The organism is Spirosoma daeguense (genome assembly GCF_054776875.1).
The window spans coordinates 338,758-358,759 of record NZ_BAAHBF010000010.1 but is presented as its reverse complement, the minus strand read 5'-3'; the positions used below and the strand labels follow the sequence as shown (position 1 = coordinate 358,759).

The 20,002-nt window shown below is 44.6% G+C and carries 20 protein-coding genes; 10 read left to right on the top strand and 10 right to left on the bottom strand.

The window, feature by feature from the left end; genetic code table 11:
• Positions 1-3: 3 nt before the first annotated feature.
• Together ACYVD4_RS29050 and ACYVD4_RS29045 are read right to left on the bottom strand one after the other, a co-directional pair.
• Complete coding sequence (locus tag ACYVD4_RS29050) at positions 4-672, bottom strand: phosphatidylserine decarboxylase family protein (protein WP_460951607.1); 669 nt, start codon at positions 670-672, stop codon at positions 4-6.
• 93 nt (positions 673-765) lie between these two features.
• Positions 766-2,040 carry a Glu/Leu/Phe/Val family dehydrogenase gene (locus tag ACYVD4_RS29045; RefSeq protein ID WP_460951605.1) on the bottom strand — a complete coding sequence of 425 codons (1,275 nt, stop codon included), beginning with the start codon at positions 2,038-2,040 and terminating at the stop codon, positions 766-768.
• A 336-nt stretch (positions 2,041-2,376) separates the two neighbouring features.
• Here ACYVD4_RS29045 and ACYVD4_RS29040 point away from each other — a divergent pair, with 336 nt between their 5' ends.
• The 5 genes from ACYVD4_RS29040 to ACYVD4_RS29020 all read left to right on the top strand — a co-directional run bounded on the left by ACYVD4_RS29040 (position 2,377) and on the right by ACYVD4_RS29020 (position 5,177).
• Positions 2,377-2,763: a TraR/DksA family transcriptional regulator gene (locus ACYVD4_RS29040; protein ID WP_460951603.1), complete on the top strand. Its 387-nt coding sequence runs from the start codon at positions 2,377-2,379 to the stop codon at positions 2,761-2,763.
• Between the two features lie 224 nt (positions 2,764-2,987).
• Positions 2,988-3,407, top strand: a complete 420-nt coding sequence (locus ACYVD4_RS29035; protein WP_460951601.1) for a phage holin family protein — start codon at positions 2,988-2,990, stop codon at positions 3,405-3,407.
• A gap of 83 nt (positions 3,408-3,490) precedes the next feature.
• Positions 3,491-4,009, top strand: a complete 519-nt coding sequence (locus tag ACYVD4_RS29030; protein ID WP_460951599.1) for a hypothetical protein — start codon at positions 3,491-3,493, stop codon at positions 4,007-4,009.
• Positions 3,993-4,742 (top strand): phosphoglycerol geranylgeranyltransferase, encoded by a 750-nt coding sequence (locus ACYVD4_RS29025; protein WP_460951597.1) that lies wholly within the window; start codon positions 3,993-3,995, stop codon positions 4,740-4,742. Before ACYVD4_RS29030 ends, ACYVD4_RS29025 begins: the two co-directional genes overlap by 17 nt.
• Before the next feature lie 3 nt (positions 4,743-4,745).
• Positions 4,746-5,177: an energy transducer TonB gene (locus tag ACYVD4_RS29020; RefSeq protein ID WP_460951595.1), complete on the top strand. Its 432-nt coding sequence runs from the start codon at positions 4,746-4,748 to the stop codon at positions 5,175-5,177.
• Between the two features lie 60 nt (positions 5,178-5,237).
• Here the strand turns inward: ACYVD4_RS29020 and ACYVD4_RS29015 are convergent, their stop codons facing one another.
• Entirely contained in the window at positions 5,238-6,164 is a 927-nt protein-coding gene (locus tag ACYVD4_RS29015) for an AraC family transcriptional regulator (RefSeq protein WP_460951593.1), read from the bottom strand.
• 173 nt (positions 6,165-6,337) lie between these two features.
• The gene (locus ACYVD4_RS29010; RefSeq protein WP_460951592.1) at positions 6,338-7,507 is read right to left on the bottom strand and encodes an acyl-CoA dehydrogenase; all 1,170 of its coding nucleotides are present in this window, start codon (positions 7,505-7,507) and stop codon (positions 6,338-6,340) included.
• A 113-nt stretch (positions 7,508-7,620) separates the two neighbouring features.
• Between ACYVD4_RS29010 and ACYVD4_RS29005 the strand changes: the two genes are divergently transcribed.
• On the top strand, positions 7,621-8,448 hold the full coding sequence (locus ACYVD4_RS29005; RefSeq protein WP_460951591.1) for an alpha/beta fold hydrolase: 828 nt from the start codon (positions 7,621-7,623) through the stop codon (positions 8,446-8,448).
• An 8-nt stretch (positions 8,449-8,456) separates the two neighbouring features.
• Here the strand turns inward: ACYVD4_RS29005 and ACYVD4_RS29000 are convergent, their stop codons facing one another.
• Positions 8,457-9,128 carry a TVP38/TMEM64 family protein gene (locus ACYVD4_RS29000; protein WP_460951589.1) on the bottom strand — a complete coding sequence of 224 codons (672 nt, stop codon included), beginning with the start codon at positions 9,126-9,128 and terminating at the stop codon, positions 8,457-8,459.
• A gap of 74 nt (positions 9,129-9,202) precedes the next feature.
• On the opposite strand from ACYVD4_RS29000, the gene ACYVD4_RS28995 reads away from it, so the two are divergent.
• The gene (locus tag ACYVD4_RS28995; RefSeq protein ID WP_460951587.1) at positions 9,203-10,342 is read left to right on the top strand and encodes a cystathionine gamma-synthase; all 1,140 of its coding nucleotides are present in this window, start codon (positions 9,203-9,205) and stop codon (positions 10,340-10,342) included.
• A 124-nt stretch (positions 10,343-10,466) separates the two neighbouring features.
• A complete protein-coding gene (locus tag ACYVD4_RS28990) occupies positions 10,467-13,088 on the top strand; it encodes a PQQ-dependent sugar dehydrogenase (RefSeq protein WP_460951586.1) in 2,622 nt (873 codons plus the stop codon).
• 129 nt (positions 13,089-13,217) lie between these two features.
• On the opposite strand, the gene ACYVD4_RS28985 is transcribed toward ACYVD4_RS28990, so the two are convergent.
• From ACYVD4_RS28985 to ettA, 3 genes are read right to left on the bottom strand one after another with little or no spacing between them, the layout of a single operon-like run.
• Positions 13,218-13,571, bottom strand: a complete 354-nt coding sequence (locus ACYVD4_RS28985) for a helix-turn-helix domain-containing protein (RefSeq protein ID WP_460951584.1) — start codon at positions 13,569-13,571, stop codon at positions 13,218-13,220.
• A 4-nt stretch (positions 13,572-13,575) separates the two neighbouring features.
• Positions 13,576-13,878 (bottom strand): type II toxin-antitoxin system HigB family toxin, encoded by a 303-nt coding sequence (locus ACYVD4_RS28980; RefSeq protein WP_460951582.1) that lies wholly within the window; start codon positions 13,876-13,878, stop codon positions 13,576-13,578.
• Between the two features lie 3 nt (positions 13,879-13,881).
• Positions 13,882-15,549, bottom strand: coding sequence for an energy-dependent translational throttle protein EttA (gene ettA, locus ACYVD4_RS28975; RefSeq protein WP_460951581.1), 1,668 nt, complete (start codon positions 15,547-15,549; stop codon positions 13,882-13,884).
• A gap of 74 nt (positions 15,550-15,623) precedes the next feature.
• Between ettA and ACYVD4_RS28970 the strand changes: the two genes are divergently transcribed.
• Entirely contained in the window at positions 15,624-16,898 is a 1,275-nt protein-coding gene (locus ACYVD4_RS28970) for a DUF349 domain-containing protein (RefSeq protein WP_460951579.1), read from the top strand.
• Positions 16,899-16,980: 82 nt separating this feature from the next.
• Positions 16,981-17,256: a hypothetical protein gene (locus ACYVD4_RS28965; protein WP_460951577.1), complete on the top strand. Its 276-nt coding sequence runs from the start codon at positions 16,981-16,983 to the stop codon at positions 17,254-17,256.
• On the opposite strand, the gene serS is transcribed toward ACYVD4_RS28965, so the two are convergent.
• Positions 17,253-18,539 (bottom strand): serine--tRNA ligase, encoded by a 1,287-nt coding sequence (gene serS / locus ACYVD4_RS28960; RefSeq protein ID WP_460951575.1) that lies wholly within the window; start codon positions 18,537-18,539, stop codon positions 17,253-17,255. The genes ACYVD4_RS28965 and serS overlap by 4 nt on opposite strands.
• Before the next feature lie 76 nt (positions 18,540-18,615).
• On the bottom strand, positions 18,616-19,941 hold the full coding sequence (locus tag ACYVD4_RS28955) for an aspartate kinase (RefSeq protein WP_460951574.1): 1,326 nt from the start codon (positions 19,939-19,941) through the stop codon (positions 18,616-18,618).
• Positions 19,942-20,002 lie beyond the last annotated feature (61 nt).

The following is a 20,002-nucleotide window of genomic DNA, read 5'->3' as shown; positions in this document are numbered from 1 at the left end:
TTATCAGGCTTCCTTTAGTTCTGCAATTACCGTAACACCACCTTTTGTTACGTCGCCGATATTCACGTTGATTTTTGCATCGAGTGGCAGAAATACGTCGACTCGCGAGCCAAACTTAATGAATCCAAATTCTTCTCCCTGACTTACTGGCTGGCCTTCTTTTACGTACCAGATAATTCGGCGGGCTAGCGCACCAGCAATTTGACGGAAAAGCACTTCTACGCCATTTTTGGTTTGAACAACTACCGTAGTACGTTCATTTTCGGTGCTCGACTTCGGATGCCAGGCTACCAGATATTTGCCGGGGAAGTATTTAAAATAACGAACAATACCCGAAATAGGATTCCGATTGACGTGTACGTTGAGGGGCGACATAAAAATGGACACCTGCCGACGACGATCTTTAAAGTATTCGTGCTCCGTTGTTTCCTCAATTACAACGACTTTCCCATCGGCAGGAGCAACAACCTGCAATTCGCCCTGAGTTAGCTGACGAGTAGGTATGCGGAAGAACTGAACAATCAGCCCGAAAAGAATTAAGCTTGTAACCAAGAGCAGGCCAATAGCAATGGAATTATCGGCGAACAAATAATAATAAGCTAACAGATTGAGGGCCAGTAAAACCAGCCCTGTTGTTAGCATGATGGTATTCCCTTCGCGGTGAAAGCGCATAACAAAATGTATGATATATGATGTATGATATATTCTCGATGTATCAAGTAGGAACAAAATTATACATCATACACTATACATCATACATTCTTTTTAGTATCCTCCCCGGAATTTATACGTACTGGCTACTTTGTCGATAGCAACAATATAAGCTGCCAGGCGCATAGGTACTTTGTGTCGTTGCGAGGTTTCATATACACGGTCGAAAGCATCTTTCATTGCTCGGTCGGCCCGGCGGTTGATTCGGTCGAGTGGCCATTTATACCCGATTCGATTCTGCACCCATTCAAAATACGATACGGTTACACCGCCTGCATTGGCAAGAATGTCGGGTACGACCAGAATTCCCTTATTGTTGATGATTTCGTCGGCACTGGCTGAAGTAGGGCCATTTGCACCTTCTACAATCATTTTAGCCTGTATCGATGCTGCGTTATCGTCTGTAATCACATCTTCCTTGGCGGCAGGTACCAATACATCAACGGCCAGCGAAAGAAGTTCTTCATTCGATATCTTTTCAGCTCCTTTAAAGCCTTCTAGTGTGCCTTTATTATTGTTACGGTAATTGACAGCAGCCGTAATATCAATACCCTTCTCGTTATAATAACCACCTGAAATATCGCTGATGGCTACTACTGTTACGCCCCGTTCATGGAGCAGTTCAGCGGCAAATGAACCTACGTTTCCAAATCCCTGAATGGCTGCGGTAGCGCGATATGGGTTCATCCGTAATTTGTCCATAGCGGCCAGAGCCGCTACAGTTACGCCCCGACCCGTAGCTTCGGTACGTCCTAACGAACCTCCCAAAACAAGCGGTTTACCCGTCACTACGCCATTGACAGTCATACCTTTGGCCTTTGAGTATTCGTCCACTATCCAGGCCATTTCTCGTGGGCCAGTGCCCATATCGGGTGCTGGAATATCTTTGTCGGGTCCAATCACGTCGAGCATGGCAACGGTATACTGACGTATCAAGCGCTCAATTTCACCTGCCGACATTTCGCGGGGATTACAGGCAATACCGCCTTTTGCTCCGCCGTAGGGAATATCGACAACAGCGCATTTCCAGGTCATCCAGGCAGCTAATGCGCGCACTTCGTCGATGTGCACGCCTGGATCAAGGCGAATACCTCCTTTTGCTGGCCCCAGAATGTTGGAGTGAATAACCCGATAGCCTTCAAATACTTTGATGGCCCCATTATCCATCGTAACCGGAAGCCCGACAATTACCTGCTTGGCGGGCACTTTGAGAATATCGTACATTTCGTCGGAAATGCCGACCAATTTTGCGGCCGCATCAAAGCGCGACATCATTGATTGAAGCGGATTCTCTTTATCTTTTATTGGAGCTGGCTCAATATATCCCATGATTTCAAGGTGTACTTCTTTCAAAAAAACAATTTTACTGATAAAGTGTCCCGCAAACTTAATAAATCAAATAAGATATTGCCAAAGGTCTATTTTTTCTAAGATTAATATAATAATAATAGTCAGTATAATTACTCTACATTTTATTTGATTTACCAAATAGTTATTCAACTATACTGTATAATTGCCAAATATAAATTGGATTTATTGCCAATCAACAATTGCTCAATTTTTAATAAAAGTTCGTTTATATTTAAGCGAACGGTTGAAATCCCGACTATAAAGCGTTATTTTTGTGCCCAAAATAAACCACCCATCTTTTACATAGTATAAACTATGGTTCAGGAAGAAAAAAAGCGTTATTCGGAGGAGGATTTGAAAGAGTTTGAGGAGCTTATTAGCCAAAAACTCGACGCTACACGTAGCGAATTAAACTATATCAAAGAAACGCTCAGCAAGCGCAACGATAGTGGTACTGATAATACGTCGGGTAACTCTAAACTGCTTGAAGATGGAGCTGATACCAGCGAACGGGAGAATTTAAGCCAGTTAGCTGCTCGGTTACAAAAGTTTATTCAGCAGTTGGATGCAGCCATGGTACGTATTAAAAATGGAACCTACGGCGTCTGTAAAGATACGGGTAAGTTAATTCCGAAAGAGCGTTTACGGGCAGTTCCTCATACACAGCAGACGATCGAAGCGAAATTACGGCAGTCGCGCTAAAAGTATCAGTTGTGTTAATATAATCACCGATATAAAGTTAACAGGATGGTTAAACTCTTTACCGGGCAGTGATTCGCGTGTAGTAACATACTCAATAGGTTTCTATTGATTCCATAATAAAATGGCCCCGCTCATACCGGGGCCATTTTATTTTAGTGGGTTTTTTAAACAAATCGAGCCGATTTTGGTAAATAACGTAGCGCGAAAACTAAACATTTAAAAACATGCTGGAACGCCTGGAAGAAATTCGGGAGAATATATTCCGCTATCTGGAAGCCCGTATCGAGTTGTTTACGCTAGAAAGTCGGGGGAAAATTGAAGAAGGTGTCGTAATTGGTATTCATGGCATTGTGCTGGCTTTGTTTGCCACAATGACAACGCTGTTTATTTTTATTTTACTGGCAGCTTATATTAATGAAATTACAGAGAGCCGTTACCTTGGTTTTTTGATTGTTACCGCTTTCTTTCTCGTTCTTACTATTATATGGGCCGCTGCTAAAGGATTTTTTAAATCGAAAATCCGTGGAATAGCATACAGTATTATTAAGAAAGGTCAGGAACGAAAAAGTCAGGAAAAATCGGAAGCAGTTGAAGAACTGATGGCACAAACCCGCTCCACAATGAGCAATATAGGCCGAAATTGACGGTTTCTTAAAACCGAGTTCAACGTATCTGGTTAATAATCTATATTGAAAAACGTATTTACACGATTTTAAGCCCGATAATAATGGAAGATCCTAAAGTACCATTTGCGGATACTACTGCGCGTAGAGCACAGTTAATGGCTGCTACTGAACGATTTAAAAACTCAATTAGTGATGGCGTCGACGATATGAAAGAGGATGCCGTCGAAATTGGTAAAACAGCGGTATTTGTAGCGGGTGCTGCTTTAGCCGTATATTTGGTAGCAAATGCTATTCTGCCAAAGTCTGATGAATACCGGTATGCCGAAAAATACGGCGAACCAGAAGACTGGGATGAGGTTTGGGATGAAGAAACATCAGCATACCGCGAACCTGCCCCGTTGCGTTATCAGACCGAAAAATTGCAGAAGGAAACTGCCAAAACATCGGCAGCCGCAGGCTTGATTAGTGGAATCGTTACGTCGGTTCTAACCAATATTGCCCGTGAGCAGCTAACTGGATTTTTAGCCCGCATCCGTACAAATAATGCCATCAATCCAACCGCCGACCCCACTGAATACCATCAACAGGCCCCAACAGAACCTGTTGGCTATACTTCGTAATTATAGGCACTCTGGCCGAAAAGCCTTTGCCGTTCTGATCGATCCAGATAAAATCGATCAGAACGGCCTTTTTCAATTATTGGCCCATACGAATAAATATCCTGTCGACTTTTTTCTGGTCGGAGGAAGTTTGGTAACTGACTACGTTCATAAAGAAGTCATTGCCACTATTCGGAAACATAGTCAGGTTCCTGTTATTCTATTTCCAGGGAATCCGCTTCATATAGAAGCCTCGGCCGATGCCATTCTGCTGCTATCACTTATATCAGGACGTAATCCAGAATTTTTGATTGGTCAACACGTAATTGCCGCTCCACTTTTGAAACGAAGTGGACTGGAAATTTTGCCTACAGGTTATATGTTGGTTGACAGCGGTACGCAAACAACGGTTTCATACGTTAGTGGTACGATGCCTTTACCTCGTGATAAGCCAGGTGTTGCTGCCTGTACGGCTATGGCAGGGGAAATGCTTGGTCTGCAATTAATGTATTTAGATGCTGGTAGTGGAGCCCGATGGCCGGTGTCGCCCGAAATGATTGCGGCTGTTCGGACGGCGGTAGACGTACCAATAATTGTTGGTGGCGGGTTAAATTCGGGTGAACGTGCCTATGAAGCCCTTAAAGCAGGTGCTGATATGATTGTGGTGGGAAATGGTATCGAACAAAATCCTGATTTGTTACCACAGTTGGCAACTATGGTACGGGAATTTAATCAATCTGTTCTACAGGCTTAATTTATGAAATGCGTTCGTTTGGCTGGGATAAGCCTGTTTTTTTTGTTTACTACGTCAGTTACTACGTCGATTTTCGCTCAAACAGCCAGCCAAAAGGTATATACGGTTGTTGAGCGAGACCCCGAATTTCCGGGTGGAAGTGTTGCCTTAAGTCGCTATCTGGCTGCTACAATTAAAGTTCCTAATTCATTGGCTAGAAAACACTATAATACAGGTCCTGTTGCGGCCAAATTTATTATAGATGAGCTTGGCTACGTGCATGATATTCGAGTAACAACAAAGCCGCTAGACAAAAATAATCGGAAGATGATGGAAGCTTATATGGCTAATATTATCGCAGCAATTGAGAAAATGCCGCGTTGGGAGCCAGGCGAAGTCAGTGGAAAGCGAGTCGCTGTTTTTTACACATTGCCTATTGAAGTTACAATGCAGTAATCGAATTGATAAAAAATGAAAAAGGCTTGATTGATCAAGCCTTTTTCATTTTTTATCAATTTATACATTCATCAGCGATTCTCGACGGCGCATTTTGCCAGCCGGAATGCCAAACATCATTTTAAAACGACGACAGAAATAAGCTGTATCCTTGTAGCCCACCTCCGAACCAATTGCACGAATACTTTTCTTGCTGGTACGTAGTAAGCCAACGGCTGCCTCCATACGCTGGTATTCAATATAATCCTGTGGATTGATACCGGTCAGCATTTTAAAATATTGCCCTACGTAATCTTCTGATACGTTTGCTACGTTTGCCAGTACTTTGTTCGATAAATCGCCACCAAGGTTTTCTTTGATGTAAGCGAAAATATCGATCAAGCGTGGGTCTTTAAAGTAGGTGCTATTTGTTACTAACTGTTCAACAAAGAGGTGATTTTTAAGGATGTATCGAACAACCTCAATAACTATTTCCTCTGTTTTTATCTTGATAATCCGGCCTTTTCCTGCCAGATCGGTCATATCTTCGGCCAGAATCTGATCGATAGTAGTTGCCAGATGCTCCTCTCGTTTGATAATGAACGGTGGAACGTCGAGCGAATTAAAGAAGTTAACCGAATCAAAAACTTTAGCTTCGAATGATACGTATCCGAACGAGTTTGGCAGATGACTGATTAGCTTTGGATCATGATTACCTTCCCAGTATGATTCGCGATGAGTCATAAACTCTTCGTTCGAAACTGTTTTGGCATTCAACGGATCGCCATAAGTGACCGTAACGTGCTTACCGCCGGGAATGAACAGCATGTCACCGACTTCTACTTTTATTTTTTCGTCGCCAATAGATACTTCGCCATTGTATAAAATCAGCAACGTATTTTCAACGTCATAGAAGTTTTTAATAGTGATTGGCTGAAGAATCCGAATGTTACGGGCCTTGATAAATTTCACGCCCAGCGATTCGATTATTTTATTGTAATCTTCCATAGCTGAAAGGTAGTTCCCCGGATATATACGTTTTGCTCAAAGTTGCACAAAACTAATAATTTGTACAAAACTAATACAAGTATAAAAATTTTCAAAAAATAAAAAAAATAGTGCGTATTCGAGCCGAACACGCACTCCACCTTTACAAAAATTCTATTTTACTAAGAAAACCATTAACGAATAAGCTCTCGGGCTATAACTAATTTTTGGATTTCAGATGTACCCTCGTAAATCTGAGTAATTTTAGCATCACGCATTAGTCGCTCCACGTGAAATTCTTTAACATAACCATAGCCACCATGAATCTGGACGGCTTCGGTTGTGGCCCACATAGCAACTTCTGATGCAAATAATTTAGCCATAGCAGCGGCCTGTACATAATCCTTATGTTCATCTTTTAAGCGTGCTGCTTTATAAATAAGAAGCCGTGCTGCCTCTATTTTTGTGGCCATTTCAGCTAATTTAAACTGAATAGCCTGATGTTCAAATATCTGTTTGCCAAACGATTTACGCTCCTGACTATATTTTAATGCCAGTTCATAGGCTCCGGCAGCAATGCCCAATGCCTGAGCCGCAATTCCAATTCGGCCACCATTTAAGGTCGACATAGCAAACTTAAATCCAAATCCATCGTCACCGATCCGATTGGTTTTAGGTACTTTTACGTCTGTAAAAAGCAGAGAATGAGTGTCAGATGATCGAATTCCCATTTTATCCTCTTTCTTGCCAACAACAAAACCGGGCGTTCCTTTTTCCACAATCAGGCAATTGATACCCCGATGTTTTTTTTCACGATCGGTCTGCGCTATTACCAGACAAATGCCCGATGAGTTGCCATTTGTAATCCAATTTTTAGTGCCGTTTACTAAATAATAATCCCCTTTATCTTCTGCCGTAGTGGTTTGCGACGTAGCATCGGAGCCTGCTTCGGGTTCGGAAAGGCAAAAAGCGCCAATCATTTCGCCACTAGCCAAAGGAGTTAAGTACTTCTGCTTTTGCTCTTCAGTGCCAAATGCTTCGAGACCGTAACAGACAAGCGAATTATTTACTGACATAATAACCGATGCCGACGCGTCGATCTTTGAAATTTCTTCCATAGCTAGTACGTAAGAAACCGTATCCATACCGCCCCCGCCATATTCGGGCGGTACCATCATGCCCAGAAAACCTAATTCTCCCATTCGTTTTACCTGTTCAGCCGGAAAACGAGCTTCATTATCACGGTCAACAATACCCGGTAAAAGTTCGGTTTGTGCAAAATCCCGGGCAGCTTCCTGAACAGCGAGGTGCTCTTCCGATAAATTAAAATTCAATCCCTGTAAATCAATTGCTGCCGATGCCATATCAATTGCCTTGTTTGGGTGCTACGTTTGTGATGTTAGGTAAATATAAAAAATGCTACGTTAACAGTATGCATGCATACTGTTAATTGTGTGGAGTTTGCCAATTTTACAGGATGATTGATCCGTCTGTCGCTTATTTTATCGCCGGTGATACGCGAATCGCCTACCGCCGATTCGGGCACGGGCCGAATGTGCTGCTGGCGTTTCATGGTTTTGGACAGACGAGCCAGATTTATCTGCCAGTTGAGAAGAGGCTAGGGCAGCACTTTACCATTTTCGCCATTGATTTATTTTTTCACGGCGATAGTCACTACGTAGCAGATCAGCTATTGACGAAGACTGATTGGAATAAATTATTGGGTAATTTTCTGGAAACGCACAAAATTGAGCGGTTTTCCTTAATGGGATTTAGCTTGGGTGGGCGATTTGCGTTAACAGCCGTAGAAGCCTTTGCCACCCGTTTGGATCAGCTTATTTTGATAGCTCCTGACGGAATTACCCGTAATTTCTGGTATCAACTGGCAACAGGTTCGGCTTTAGGACGTAGCGCATTTCGATATGTATTACGTCATTTACCCCTGCTCACTACGTTCGGCCATGCGTTGACACGATTTGGCTTACTGAATCGGACCGTAATGCGCTTTGCTGAAATTTCGTTAGGTACGGCGGCTCGTCGCGAACTCGTTTATAAAAGCTGGACACAATTCAGGGGTATTCATCCCGATCTGCGTGTTATTGGTAAAGTATTGAACAGTAACGTAGTATGTATTCATTTCTTTTTGGGCGCATTCGACCGGATTATACCCAGTTCATACATTCTGCCACTGACAAAACGACTTCGGCATTTTGAGATAACCGTTTTAGAAACAGGTCATAATCACCTGATAGAATTGGCTGCTCAACGACTGAACGATGAGTGGAATGATACGTTACTACGCTGATTGCTACGTTATTTGAGCGCCTTCTGAATAGCATGCCATAGGCCGACTATAGAAACAATAATCAGAGCAATTATAATAATCTGCGTGGTCGAACTTTGATTTGGATTTTCGAGCAGTGTTCTGATTTCGTGCGCTTCGTGCCCCGACCAGATTGCCAAAAGTGTTCGGGGTGTCATGCCGAAAAAACCGCCTAGTAAAATATTTTTTAGCCGAGCGCCTGATAACGCAAATAATAAGTTGGTAAGACCAAAAGGAAGAATAGGGGAGAGCTTCGCGAAAAAAATTACTTCCAGTTCGTTATTTAAAATACGATCAAGTACGGATTGAGATTTCGGATTTCGCCGAATAAAAGCCATCACCTGCTCATGGTCGAGCCAGCGAACGAGCGCATTTATAAAAAGAATACCGCCGAAATTGATCATGAACATGGGCAAAACGGCCTGCCAACCCAGAAAATAGCCGAAAATGAGGGCAAGCATGGTTGGTGGCGTAAGGCCAGCCGATGTGATGGCGCAAAGCAACGTAATACCGGCCCAATGCCAGGCTGTAAACTGAGCAATTACGTGCTCATACACAACAGCATAGTAGGTCAGTACAGACGTAAAGACAATTGGCGTTACAGACAGTAAGATGCCTGCAACAGCAGGACCGGTAAGAGATTTTAAGATACTTTTCTTCACTTTCTATCAAACGTCAAGAGGGCACTTGTGGTTTTCGGAAGAAACGTTGATTTCTATTTTCGTTACATTTGATTATGAAATTTGGAACCAAAGCCATCCATGCCGGTATCGAACCGGACCCTACCACCGGCGCAATTATGACGCCAATTTACCAGACGTCGACCTACGTTCAGGAATCGCCGGGTAAACATAAGGGATACGAGTATGCACGGACGCAGAATCCAACCCGAACTGTACTGCAAACTAATCTGGCGGCACTCGAAAACGGCAAACACGGTATCTGTTATTCGTCGGGATTGGGCGCTACCGATGCAATTTTGAAGCTGTTCAAACCGGGTGATGAAATCATTGCCAGTAACGATTTGTATGGTGGTACGTATCGAATTATGGTACGTGTGTTTCAGGAATTTGGTTTGACGTTCAAGTTTGTCGATCTATCGAATCCGGCAAATCTCGAATCAGCTATTTCGTCGGCGACAAAAATGGTCTGGATTGAAACGCCAACCAACCCGTTGCTACGTCTGGTCGATATTTCGGCAGTGGCTGCTATTACTAAACAACGTAATATTCAGCTTGTCGTCGACAATACATTTGCATCGCCCTATTTGCAAAATCCGCTCGATTTAGGTGCCGATATTGTGATGCATTCGGTTACGAAATACCTTGGTGGTCACTCCGATACGGTAATGGGCGCCATTGTTCTGAACGATGATGAAACGGCGCAACGGCTGGCCTTTATTCAGAATGCCTGTGGTGCCGTACCGGGACCGCAAGACTGTTTTTTGGTGCTACGTGGTATCAAAACCCTGCATGTCAGGATGCAGCGTCACTGTGAAAATGCCATGCAGGTGGCAAATTACCTGAAACAACATCCCAAAGTAAGTCAGGTTTATTATCCGGGGTTGGAATCGCATGTTGGGCACGAGCTGGCGAAGAAGCAGATGCGTGGCTTTGGCGGTATGCTTTCCTTTGAGCTTAAAGGCGATTTAATGACCGACGCCGTTCGGGTTATGGAAAGTTTCGAGGTGTTTTCGCTGGGCGAATCGCTGGGCGGTGTTGAATCACTTTGTACACACCCCGCCAGTATGACGCACGCCAGTATTCCGAAAGAAGAACGGCAACGTAACGGTTTAAAAGATACCCTAATTCGGCTGAGCGTTGGTATTGAGGATGTTGACGATCTGATTAAAGATCTTGAACAGGCTATTGGTTAGTAACCAACGTATTATTTGAGCGTCAGAAAGTAATAGAGACAGGCTAAAGTGTTAATTTAGAAGCTTTTCTCTATTGCTAATGCGTTTATTATATACGTTTCTACTAGTTATTTACTTAAGCCCGGTGCTAGCTCAACTACCAGCGGGCTTTGTACAGCGGCAGGTGGCTAGTAACCTTAACCCAACCACACTTGTCTTTTCTCCCAATGGACGGCTGTTTGTGGTTGAGAAAGATGGGAAGATTCGGGAAGTAATTAACGACGTACTGGCTCCTGACCCACTACTGACGATTCCGAACGTCGACGTAGCAAATGAGCGGGGATTGCTGGGATTGTGCTTTCATCCTGATTTTCCACAGAAGCCGTATTTCTATGTCTATTACACGGTAAAAAATCAGAATCATAACCGATTAAGTCGCTTTCAGCTTGTCAATGGCGTAGCTGACGTTAAAACCGAAACCGTATTACTCGATCTTGACCCACTGCCGGGTACGGTTCATAATGCTGGCGCACTACGGTTCGGCCCTGACCGGAAGTTATACGTAGGTATTGGAGATGGTACAAATGCAGCTGCTGCCCAGCAACTGACGAGCTTTCTGGGAAAAATACTACGTCTGAACGAAGACGGAAGCATTCCGGCCGATAATCCATTTGTCAATCAGACGAAGGCTCCTTACAGTGCCATCTATGCACTGGGTCTGCGAAATCCTTTCTCAATGGATATCAATCCGGTATCTGGGCAGTTTCTGGTGGGTGATGTTGGGGGCGATAGCTTCGAAGAAATTAACGACATCCGGGCAGGACAAAATTACGGCTGGCCGCTCATCGAAGGTTATCGAACAAATCAATCAGCACCAGAACACTACGTCGATCCGATTTATGCTTATAATCATAATACAGGTTGTGCGATAACCGGACTGGCTACGTATAATCCGTCAACAATTCGGTTTCCCGATGAATACAAAGGTCGGGTTTTCTTTTCCGATTACTGCGAAGGGAGTATTCACATTCTCGATCCGGCGAACGGTCAGATAATCGCTACGTTCCTGAAAGACATTGACCGGCCGTTGACCATCGCTACCAGCCCTGATGGGTATCTGTACTACGTAGCGCGAGGAGGAATGGGTGGGGGGAGTCAGCAGGATAATACCTCATCGTGGAATGGGTCGCTATACAAAGTGTCATTTTTTGATTCAGGAAAACCTTATATCAGTACGCAGTCGTCAGGGAAATTAGTGCCTGTTGGTGAATCCGTTACGTTTACGGTTGATGCTGTGGGACAAAAACCACTGACGTATCAATGGTATCAGAACGATAAACCAATTGCAGGTGCGAATCAGGCTAATTTTCTGCTCAACAGCCCAACTCTGGCCGATAATAATACTACGTTTCATTGTATTGTAAGCAATGGTCTTGGAAACGATACGTCGAAAAAAATACCGTTGCAGGTTGTACAGGCACAGCGACCAATCGCTCGGATTCGGCAGCCAGTTACAAACACTATGTATCGCGGTGGCGACTTGATCATGTTTGTTGGTGATGCACTTACTACAAATCAGCAAACGCTGGCAAACGCCAAAATGACGTGGTGGATTGATTTTCACCATGACGACCACGTTCACCCCGCTCTTGACCCCGTTTCGGGAACGAACACCGGAAGTTACCGAGTACCTCGCGTCGGCGAAACCTCTACAGCCGTCTGGTATCGGGTACATTTACTGGTTACCGACGTATCGGGACTCGCAAGCGAAACATTTGTTGATGTTAAGCCAGAGATAGCTACTATTTCCATTGCTAGCTCTTTACCCGGTGTACGAGTTTATGTAGATGGTGCACCGAAAGACGGATACGTAACATTCGATGCGGTGGTTGGAATGCTACGTAGTCTGGAAACAAAACCTTATCTGGCTACACCAGAAGGGTTTTATAAGTTTTTAGGATGGGGAAACGGCCAGAATGCAAGCCTTGTTACGTATGAAGTTGTGGCGGGTGGCGGAAAACTTGATATGAAATATGAAGCACTACCAGCTTCATCGGGCAACGGGTTATGGGGAGAATATTTCAAAGAAAGCCGGGAAATAAGTGGAACGCCAACCCTAAGCCGTGTAGATGAGCGTATCGATTTCGACTGGGCCGAAAATGAACCCGCTTCGGGCATCGGTTCAGAAAATTTTACGGTGCGTTGGACCGGAAAACTAAAAGCTCCCCTTACCGATACGTATAGTTTTTTCACGGAAACAGACGACGGAACCCGGCTATGGATAAATAACAAACTGCTCGTCGATCACTGGACACAGCAACCTTCTATGGAATGGCTCGGCCAAGTCGATTTGGTAGAAGGGCAGTTGTATGATATTCGGATGGAATATTTCGAAAGTGAAGGGTATGCCAATGCGAGGCTTTTCTGGAGTTCGCCCCAGTTCGAGCGGGCAGTTATCGCCAAACCGTATCTGTTCAACAACGAAACCATTACGTCTGTAAAACCTGATATTGAATCCAGTCTGACGGTTTTTCCGATACCTTCCCGCGATAAAATTACGGTACGCTACGTAGCTACTACGTCTGGTACAGCCCAACTCGAAATTACAGATTTATTGGGTCGACATGTAGTTGAACGACCAGTACGTTTCCTCGTTGGTCAGAATGATTATGAACTTGAAGTAACAGATTGGTCAGCAGGTATGTATATGATTAACCTAAAACCTGCCGACCAGTCGGCTATCTATCAGCGAATTTTGATACGCTGATATGAAAATTAGAATCCTACGTTACGTCAAAAAAGTCTCTAAGCGTAAAATTTAGAATGTGTAGGACTATCGTCGTCATATTGACTCTATTGCTGCTTTTTAGAGACCGAAATCGGGATAAGTTTGTCATTAATAGGCTAATAGACTCTCAGCCGGTATGTGTAACTGTTGATAAAGCCGTTTAATCATATCGAGAGTTAAAGGTTGTCGGCGATTAAGTACAGCTTCGGCAGTTTGTTCCCCGCCCAAATAGTCAGCTACTTCCCGCTCCGACATGCCAGTTTGCTCCATTCGAAAACGAATGGCATCAATTGGGTCGGGTGGCAAAACAGGATAATGTTCACTCTCGTAGCTTTCAACCAAAATTGATAGCACATCTAATTCATCAGCTTCCGTACTATCATCAGCACAATCAATAAGTTCGTCAATACGACTAAGAACTGTTTGATAATCAGCCTCTGTTTTAATTGGTTTGATATTCATGACATTAGATATTTGCAATGTCTTCTATAGCATCATATTCCTTATGGGTACCGATAAAGCGAATGTAGATTCGTTTGTATTTGTATCGAAACGTCACAACGAGCCTATACTTATTATGGCAGATGTTGAACACAATCCGATTATTTTTGACCGTATCAGCCATTGGATAATCACGAATAACTTCATTCGGATTATGGTAATCTGATCGTTTAATTTCGCTATACCATGCCCGTAGTGGACCTTCGGCGTCTGGGTGTTGCTCCCAGAACGCCTTCAAGGTACTCACCGAAATAATATGCATCGCCATCAACTACACCAGCTTCTTATACTTAATCCGCGTTGGCGTGGCATCGGTGCCAAGGCGTTTGCGTCGGTTTTCTTCGTATTCTGAGAAGTTTCCTTCAAACCAATATACTTGTGAATCGCCTTCGAAAGCCAGAATGTGCGTAGCAATCCGGTCGAGGAACCAACGGTCGTGGCTGATGACTACGGCGCAACCGGCAAAATTTTCCAGACCTTCTTCCAACGCACGTAGTGTATTGACGTCAAGATCGTTGGTTGGCTCATCGAGCAATAACAAATTGGCACCTTCCTTTAGCGTCATGGCTAAATGGACACGGTTGCGCTCACCGCCCGAGAGCGTACCAATTTTCTTTTCCTGATCGGCTCCGGCAAAGTTGAAGCGGCTTACATACGCGCGGGCGTTCGATTGCTTTCCGCCCAGCATAATCCAGTCGTTTCCACCCGCAATGGTTTCATAAACGGTTTTGTTGGGATCAAGGCCATCGTGCTCCTGATCTACATAAGCTACTTTCACAGTTTCGCCCACATCGAACGTACCGGTATTGGGTTTATCACGGCCGGTAATAAGCTTGAAGAGTGTGGTTTTACCTGCACCGTTTGGTCCAATAATACCAACAATACCACCCTGTGGCAATCGGAAATTCAAATGTTCGAATAATAACCGGTCACCAAACGCTTTTGCTACGTCCTCAGCTTCAATAACTTTCGCTCCCAGACGTGGCCCCGATGGAATGAAAATTTCGAGCCGTTCTTCTTTCTGGCGATTGTCTTCATCCAGCAATCGTTCGTAAGCGCCCAAACGAGCTTTCGATTTAGCCTGACGCGCTTTAGGGGCCATTTTAACCCATTCTAATTCACGTTGCAGGGTTTTTTGCCGCTTTGATTCCGTTTTTTCTTCGCGCGCTAACCGTTGTTGTTTCTGGTCGAGCCACGACGAATAATTTCCTTTCCAGGGAATACCTTCGCCACGGTCAAGTTCGAGAATCCAGCCTGCTACGTTATCCAGAAAATACCGGTCGTGGGTTACAGCGATAACCGTTCCGGGATATTGCCGAAGATGTTCTTCCAGCCAAAGCACTGATTCTGCATCGAGGTGGTTGGTCGGCTCATCCAATAATAGTACGTCGGGTTGCTGAAGCAGTAACCGACATAAAGCTACCCGCCGTTTTTCACCACCGGAAAGATTTTCGATAAGTGCCTCCTGAGGTGGACAACGTAGCGCGTCCATAGCCCGCTCCAGTTTCTGGTCGAGTTCCCAAGCGTTGTGATGGTCAAGCTTTTCCTGCACTTCACCCTGCCGCGCGATCAGTTTATCGAAGTCAGCATCAGGATCGCCAAAGGCTTCGTTGATCTCGTCGAATTCTTTCAACAGGTTCACAACTTCCTGAACACCTTCTTCTACTGCTTCCCGAACGGTCTTGCCCGGTTCGAACTTTGGTTCCTGTTCGAGCATGCCGACAGAATATCCGGGCGAGAAAACAACTTCTCCGGTATAATTTTTGTCTATACCTGCAATGATGCGGAGAAGTGTTGATTTTCCCGACCCATTTAATCCTAAAACGCCTATTTTGGCACCATAAAAAAAGGAAAGGTATATATTCTTTAGGATTTGTCGGTTTGGCGGAATATTTTTACTCACGCCTGCCATCGAGAAAATTATGGTTTCCTGACTCATTAATTTCTAATAGATTTGTGGTTGGCAACAATCCTCAAAATTAACCTACAGCGCAGCCTTAACCAAGTACATTAATGGAAAACGCTTCACTGGTAGATGAATACGGTTACGTCAAAGACGGAAAGGTATTTTTAAAAGGCTACCTGGAATATGAAGACCGCCAGATTGGCGAAGTAAAACGCACGGAGCAGGAAGCGCTCGATTATTTTAAGAATCGCTTCATCATTGCGGAAAACAAAGTTGGTCAGCTCGAGAAAGACATCGAGGAAGCTCAAAACAAAGGCTCTTATCTGACAAAACTGGTTCAACTCCGCAAAAAACTGATTGGCTTCGATGCCCTTGGCGACTTTTTGCCCTTGCTTGATCGATTAGATGAGCAGGAGAAACTGTTATCGGAGCTGATTACCGTTAATCAACGCAAAAATCTTGAGATCAAGCAGGCTCTGATTGCCGAAGCGGAAGCCATTGTGGATAGCAATGACTGGCGCCCGGTGGCCGATGCCTTGCAGGAAATCAAGACGAAGTGGATTAAGACGGGGCCTGTTGAAAAAGCATCGGAAACGGCTGTTGAAGGGCGTTTTCAGGAGTTGCTGGATAGCTTTTTCCAGCGTCGCCGTGAATTCTTCAACGAGCAGAACAAAATTATTCAGGAGCGTCTGGATAAGTACGATGAGCTGATTCGTTTGGCCTTCCGGGCTAATCGTCTAGGTGATCTGGATGCGGCTTTTCAGGAAGTACGTAAGCTAAATAATGCCTGGAAAGCTGTTGGCGAAGTACCGATCAAGAAAAGTGGCAAACTCTATAAGCAGTTCAAGAAAGCCACCACAATGTTTTACGCGAAGTATAATGACGCGAAAGGCATTGTAATTGAGAAGCGGATTGACCCACGTATTGAGGCACAGATGAAAATGGTCGATGAAGTTGAAAAACTATCGAAACAGTCTGACATTTTTGCCGCTGCCGATCGGGCTAAAGTACTGCTCAATAGCTGGAAAGAAGTGAGGGTTCCATTCAAATTGCAGGACAAATCGCTGAATGACCGTTTCCGGGCTGCCTGCGACAAAATTTTCGAATTGAGCTACCTTGGCCGTGTCATTACCCGAAAATATCCTGCTTTTGAACTGAAAAGTCAGAGCGAACAAATTCGGACAAAGATTCGGGAAATGGAATATCTGGTACGTCGGGAGAAGAGCGATTTGCAGTTTGCTCTTCAGGATGCCGACGGCCTCGATCCATATAACGAAGCCGATAAGCAGATATTGAACAAGATCAATACCCAGAAACGTAAGATTGCGATGAAAGAAACCATTCTTCGGGATCTACAAAAACAACTGGATGCTGTAGGATAATAACCGACCGAATGAATAAAACGAAACGTGCCACGAAGCTGACTTCGTGGCACGTTTCGTTTTATGAACTTGTTATTCAGATATGGAAACGAACCTGAATAACCCCGATTTTCTGATTTCAGAAGCCGATTTTCGGTCGGCCATTGTACCCGGTAAATTCGTACGTCTCGAATACCTGACCGATTTGAGCGAATTCATAAAAACCGACGTATTGATTAAACAACTTGTCTACAGCGACGGTGCTGAATGGCTTGAACTGGCAACGGGCGAAACCATCCCACTCGACAAAGTCATCAGCGTTTCGGGTAAATTGTCGCCCCGTTATCCGGGTTATGCCAATTATTCCTGTGACTGTTAATTGATTACGTCGAATCCGCAATAGGGTACCAATACGGCTGGAATACGAATGCCTTCTGGCGTCTGATTGTTTTCGAGTATAGACGCCAGAATACGCGGAAGGGCCAGTGCTGAGCCATTGAGCGTATGCAAAAGTTGCATTTTCCCTTCCAGTTTGGCTCGTAGTTTAAGCCGGTTAGCCTGATACGTCTCGAAGTTCGAAACCGAGCTTACCTCGAGCCAGCGTTGCTGTGCAGCTGACCAGACTTCCATATCATACGTTAGAGCCGATGTGAAACCCATGTCGCCACCACAAAGACGTAGCACACGGTAGGGCAACTCCAGCTTTTGCAGTAATCCCTGAACGTACTGGCTCATCTCTTCCAGCGCAGCATACGAATTTTCAGGCTTTTCGATACGGACAATTTCAACTTTATCGAACTGATGCAACCGGTTTAGGCCACGCACGTGAGCACCCCACGAACCCGCTTCCCGACGAAAACAAGGCGTATAACCTACATTTTTGACAGGCAACTGGTTTTCTGGCAGAATCACATCACGATATAAATTCGTAATCGGAACTTCAGCGGTAGGAATCAGATACAGATTATCTGCTGAAGCGTAGTACATCTGTCCTTCTTTATCGGGTAGCTGACCCGTGCCAAAGCCCGAATCTTCGTTTACCACGATCGGCGGCTGAACCTCTGCATAACCGATTTTCAGCGCTTCATCCAGAAAGAAATTAATCATGGCCCGCTGAAGACGAGCTGCTTTACCTCTATATACTGGAAAACCAGCGCCTGAAATTTTAACGCCCAGCTCAAAATCGATCATAGGTCCGCCGTCTGGACCATATTTTTTGATGAGTTCCCAGTGTGGCTGAGCACCTTCGTGAAGGTTCGGCTTCTCGCCATGTTCCAGCACCACTTCATTATCGTCGGCGCTACGTCCTGCCGGTACGCTGCTATGAGGTATGTTAGGTACCGTAACCAGTACGTTCTGAAGATCGGTTTCGAGTTGACGTAGCGATTCACCCAGCTCTTTCGAACGAGTTTTTAGCTCAGCAGTTTCGGCTTTGGCCGCTTCAGCAGCAGTCTTATCACCACTTTTCATCAATGCCCCAATCTGACTCGCTTTTGCATTCGACTGAGCCAACGTATCATCTAGTTCACGTTGGGTATCACGTCGTTGCTGGTCGAGCGTCAGTAATTGCTCAACAACGGCTGGAGCATCGGCAAAATGGCGTTTCTGAAGGCCTGCCAATACAGTTTCTTTATTCTCACGAATGAAGGCAAGTTGAAGCATTAGTTTGTAGGAATAATTCGTCTTAGTTAATAGATCGACTCTACGTAGTCAATTGTTACGTTGATACAATTCGGGATTACGCCGAAAATAGCCCGTCGTTCAGTGCGTTCAATGCATCGGCTTTATAGCGGCCATGAACAAGTAATGACAGATTACTTTCGGTGCCGCCGTACGAAACCATACGGATAGGTATATTTTTCATCGCATTGAAAACCCGAACGGCAACTCCTTCGTTATCAGCACTAAAATTGCCAACAATACAAATAATCGTCTGATCGTAATCCGGTTCTTCGAGTGTGCAGAACGTATTAAGTTCGTCCGTGATTTCTTGAATACGTTCGGTATTATCGATTGTTACTGATACCGATACTTCCGACGTAGTAATCATATCAACCGGTGTTTTGTATTTCTCGAAAATCTCGAAAATACGACGCAGGAAGCCATACGCATTTAGCATACGGGTTGAGTGAATGTATAGAGCCGTGATACCATCTTTGGCCGCAATTGCTTTGAACACTTCGCTCGAGGTGCGGTCGGCGATCAGCGTACCGGGTGCACTTGGTTCCATCGTATTTTTCAGACGTACCGGTACACCGAACATACGCGCAGGTGTAATGGTAGACGGATGCAGAATTTTTGCGCCGAAGTAAGCCAGTTCAGCCGCTTCATCGAACGTTAGCTCACGAACCGGGAACGTATTTTTTACGATACGTGGGTCGTTATTATGCATTCCGTCGATGTCGGTCCAGATTTGGATTTCTTCAGCCTTAATCGCTCCACCAATCAGTGAAGCGGTGTAATCTGAGCCACCACGCTTTAAATTATCGACCTCTCCACGAGGATTTCGGCAGATAAAGCCCTGGGTTACAATAATATGTTTGTCGCTGTGCTGAGAAAGTAGTTCAGCTAATTTCTCCTGCGTATAGTGGATTTCCGGTTCATTGTCGGCATCGATGCGCATGAATTCAAGCGCTGGTAATAAGGCAGATGAAATACCTTCCTCCACCAGATACGCCTGGAAAATCTGTGTACTCAGCAACTCACCTTCCGCTACCAGTTCTTTCTCCTGTTTGAGCGTGAATGGCTTGATTGTTCCCAACGAGCGAATAAATGAAAACTCGTTATCAATAATCTGCTGCCCAGCGGTTTTTCCTTTCTCTGTTTTATATAGTTCACCGATGAAACTATCGTAATGGGCTTTCAGCGCATCAATTTTTGCTTGTGCGTCGGTATCATTATTGGCTTTCAACGCTTCGCCGATAGCCAGTAACGCATTGGTTGAGCCAGATAGAGCCGATAAAACGACAATTTTCTGGGTGCTGTCTTCTGTAATCAGATTACGGATCGAGTGCATGCGTTCGGGTTTTCCAACCGACGTACCACCAAATTTCCAAACGTGCATTTTTTTATGAATGAAAGGGTGAATCAGAGAAAGAGCGAAGCAACGAGCGCAGTTGTAATCA

Coding starts and splice junctions, on each gene's coding strand:
- ACYVD4_RS29050 (WP_460951607.1), bottom strand. CDS start 672: ATGCGCTTTCACCGCGAAGGGAATACCATCATGCTAACAACAGGGCTG.
- ACYVD4_RS29045 (WP_460951605.1), bottom strand. CDS start 2,040: ATGGGATATATTGAGCCAGCTCCAATAAAAGATAAAGAGAATCCGCTT.
- ACYVD4_RS29040 (WP_460951603.1), top strand. CDS start 2,377: ATGGTTCAGGAAGAAAAAAAGCGTTATTCGGAGGAGGATTTGAAAGAG.
- ACYVD4_RS29035 (WP_460951601.1), top strand. CDS start 2,988: ATGCTGGAACGCCTGGAAGAAATTCGGGAGAATATATTCCGCTATCTG.
- ACYVD4_RS29030 (WP_460951599.1), top strand. CDS start 3,491: ATGGAAGATCCTAAAGTACCATTTGCGGATACTACTGCGCGTAGAGCA.
- ACYVD4_RS29020 (WP_460951595.1), top strand. CDS start 4,746: ATGAAATGCGTTCGTTTGGCTGGGATAAGCCTGTTTTTTTTGTTTACT.
- ACYVD4_RS29015 (WP_460951593.1), bottom strand. CDS start 6,164: ATGGAAGATTACAATAAAATAATCGAATCGCTGGGCGTGAAATTTATC.
- ACYVD4_RS29010 (WP_460951592.1), bottom strand. CDS start 7,507: ATGGCATCGGCAGCAATTGATTTACAGGGATTGAATTTTAATTTATCG.
- ACYVD4_RS29005 (WP_460951591.1), top strand. CDS start 7,621: ATGATTGATCCGTCTGTCGCTTATTTTATCGCCGGTGATACGCGAATC.
- ACYVD4_RS28995 (WP_460951587.1), top strand. CDS start 9,203: ATGAAATTTGGAACCAAAGCCATCCATGCCGGTATCGAACCGGACCCT.
- ACYVD4_RS28985 (WP_460951584.1), bottom strand. CDS start 13,571: ATGAATATCAAACCAATTAAAACAGAGGCTGATTATCAAACAGTTCTT.
- ACYVD4_RS28980 (WP_460951582.1), bottom strand. CDS start 13,878: ATGGCGATGCATATTATTTCGGTGAGTACCTTGAAGGCGTTCTGGGAG.
- ettA (WP_460951581.1), bottom strand. CDS start 15,549: ATGAGTCAGGAAACCATAATTTTCTCGATGGCAGGCGTGAGTAAAAAT.
- ACYVD4_RS28970 (WP_460951579.1), top strand. CDS start 15,624: ATGGAAAACGCTTCACTGGTAGATGAATACGGTTACGTCAAAGACGGA.
- ACYVD4_RS28965 (WP_460951577.1), top strand. CDS start 16,981: ATGGAAACGAACCTGAATAACCCCGATTTTCTGATTTCAGAAGCCGAT.
- serS (WP_460951575.1), bottom strand. CDS start 18,539: ATGCTTCAACTTGCCTTCATTCGTGAGAATAAAGAAACTGTATTGGCA.
- ACYVD4_RS28955 (WP_460951574.1), bottom strand. CDS start 19,941: ATGCACGTTTGGAAATTTGGTGGTACGTCGGTTGGAAAACCCGAACGC.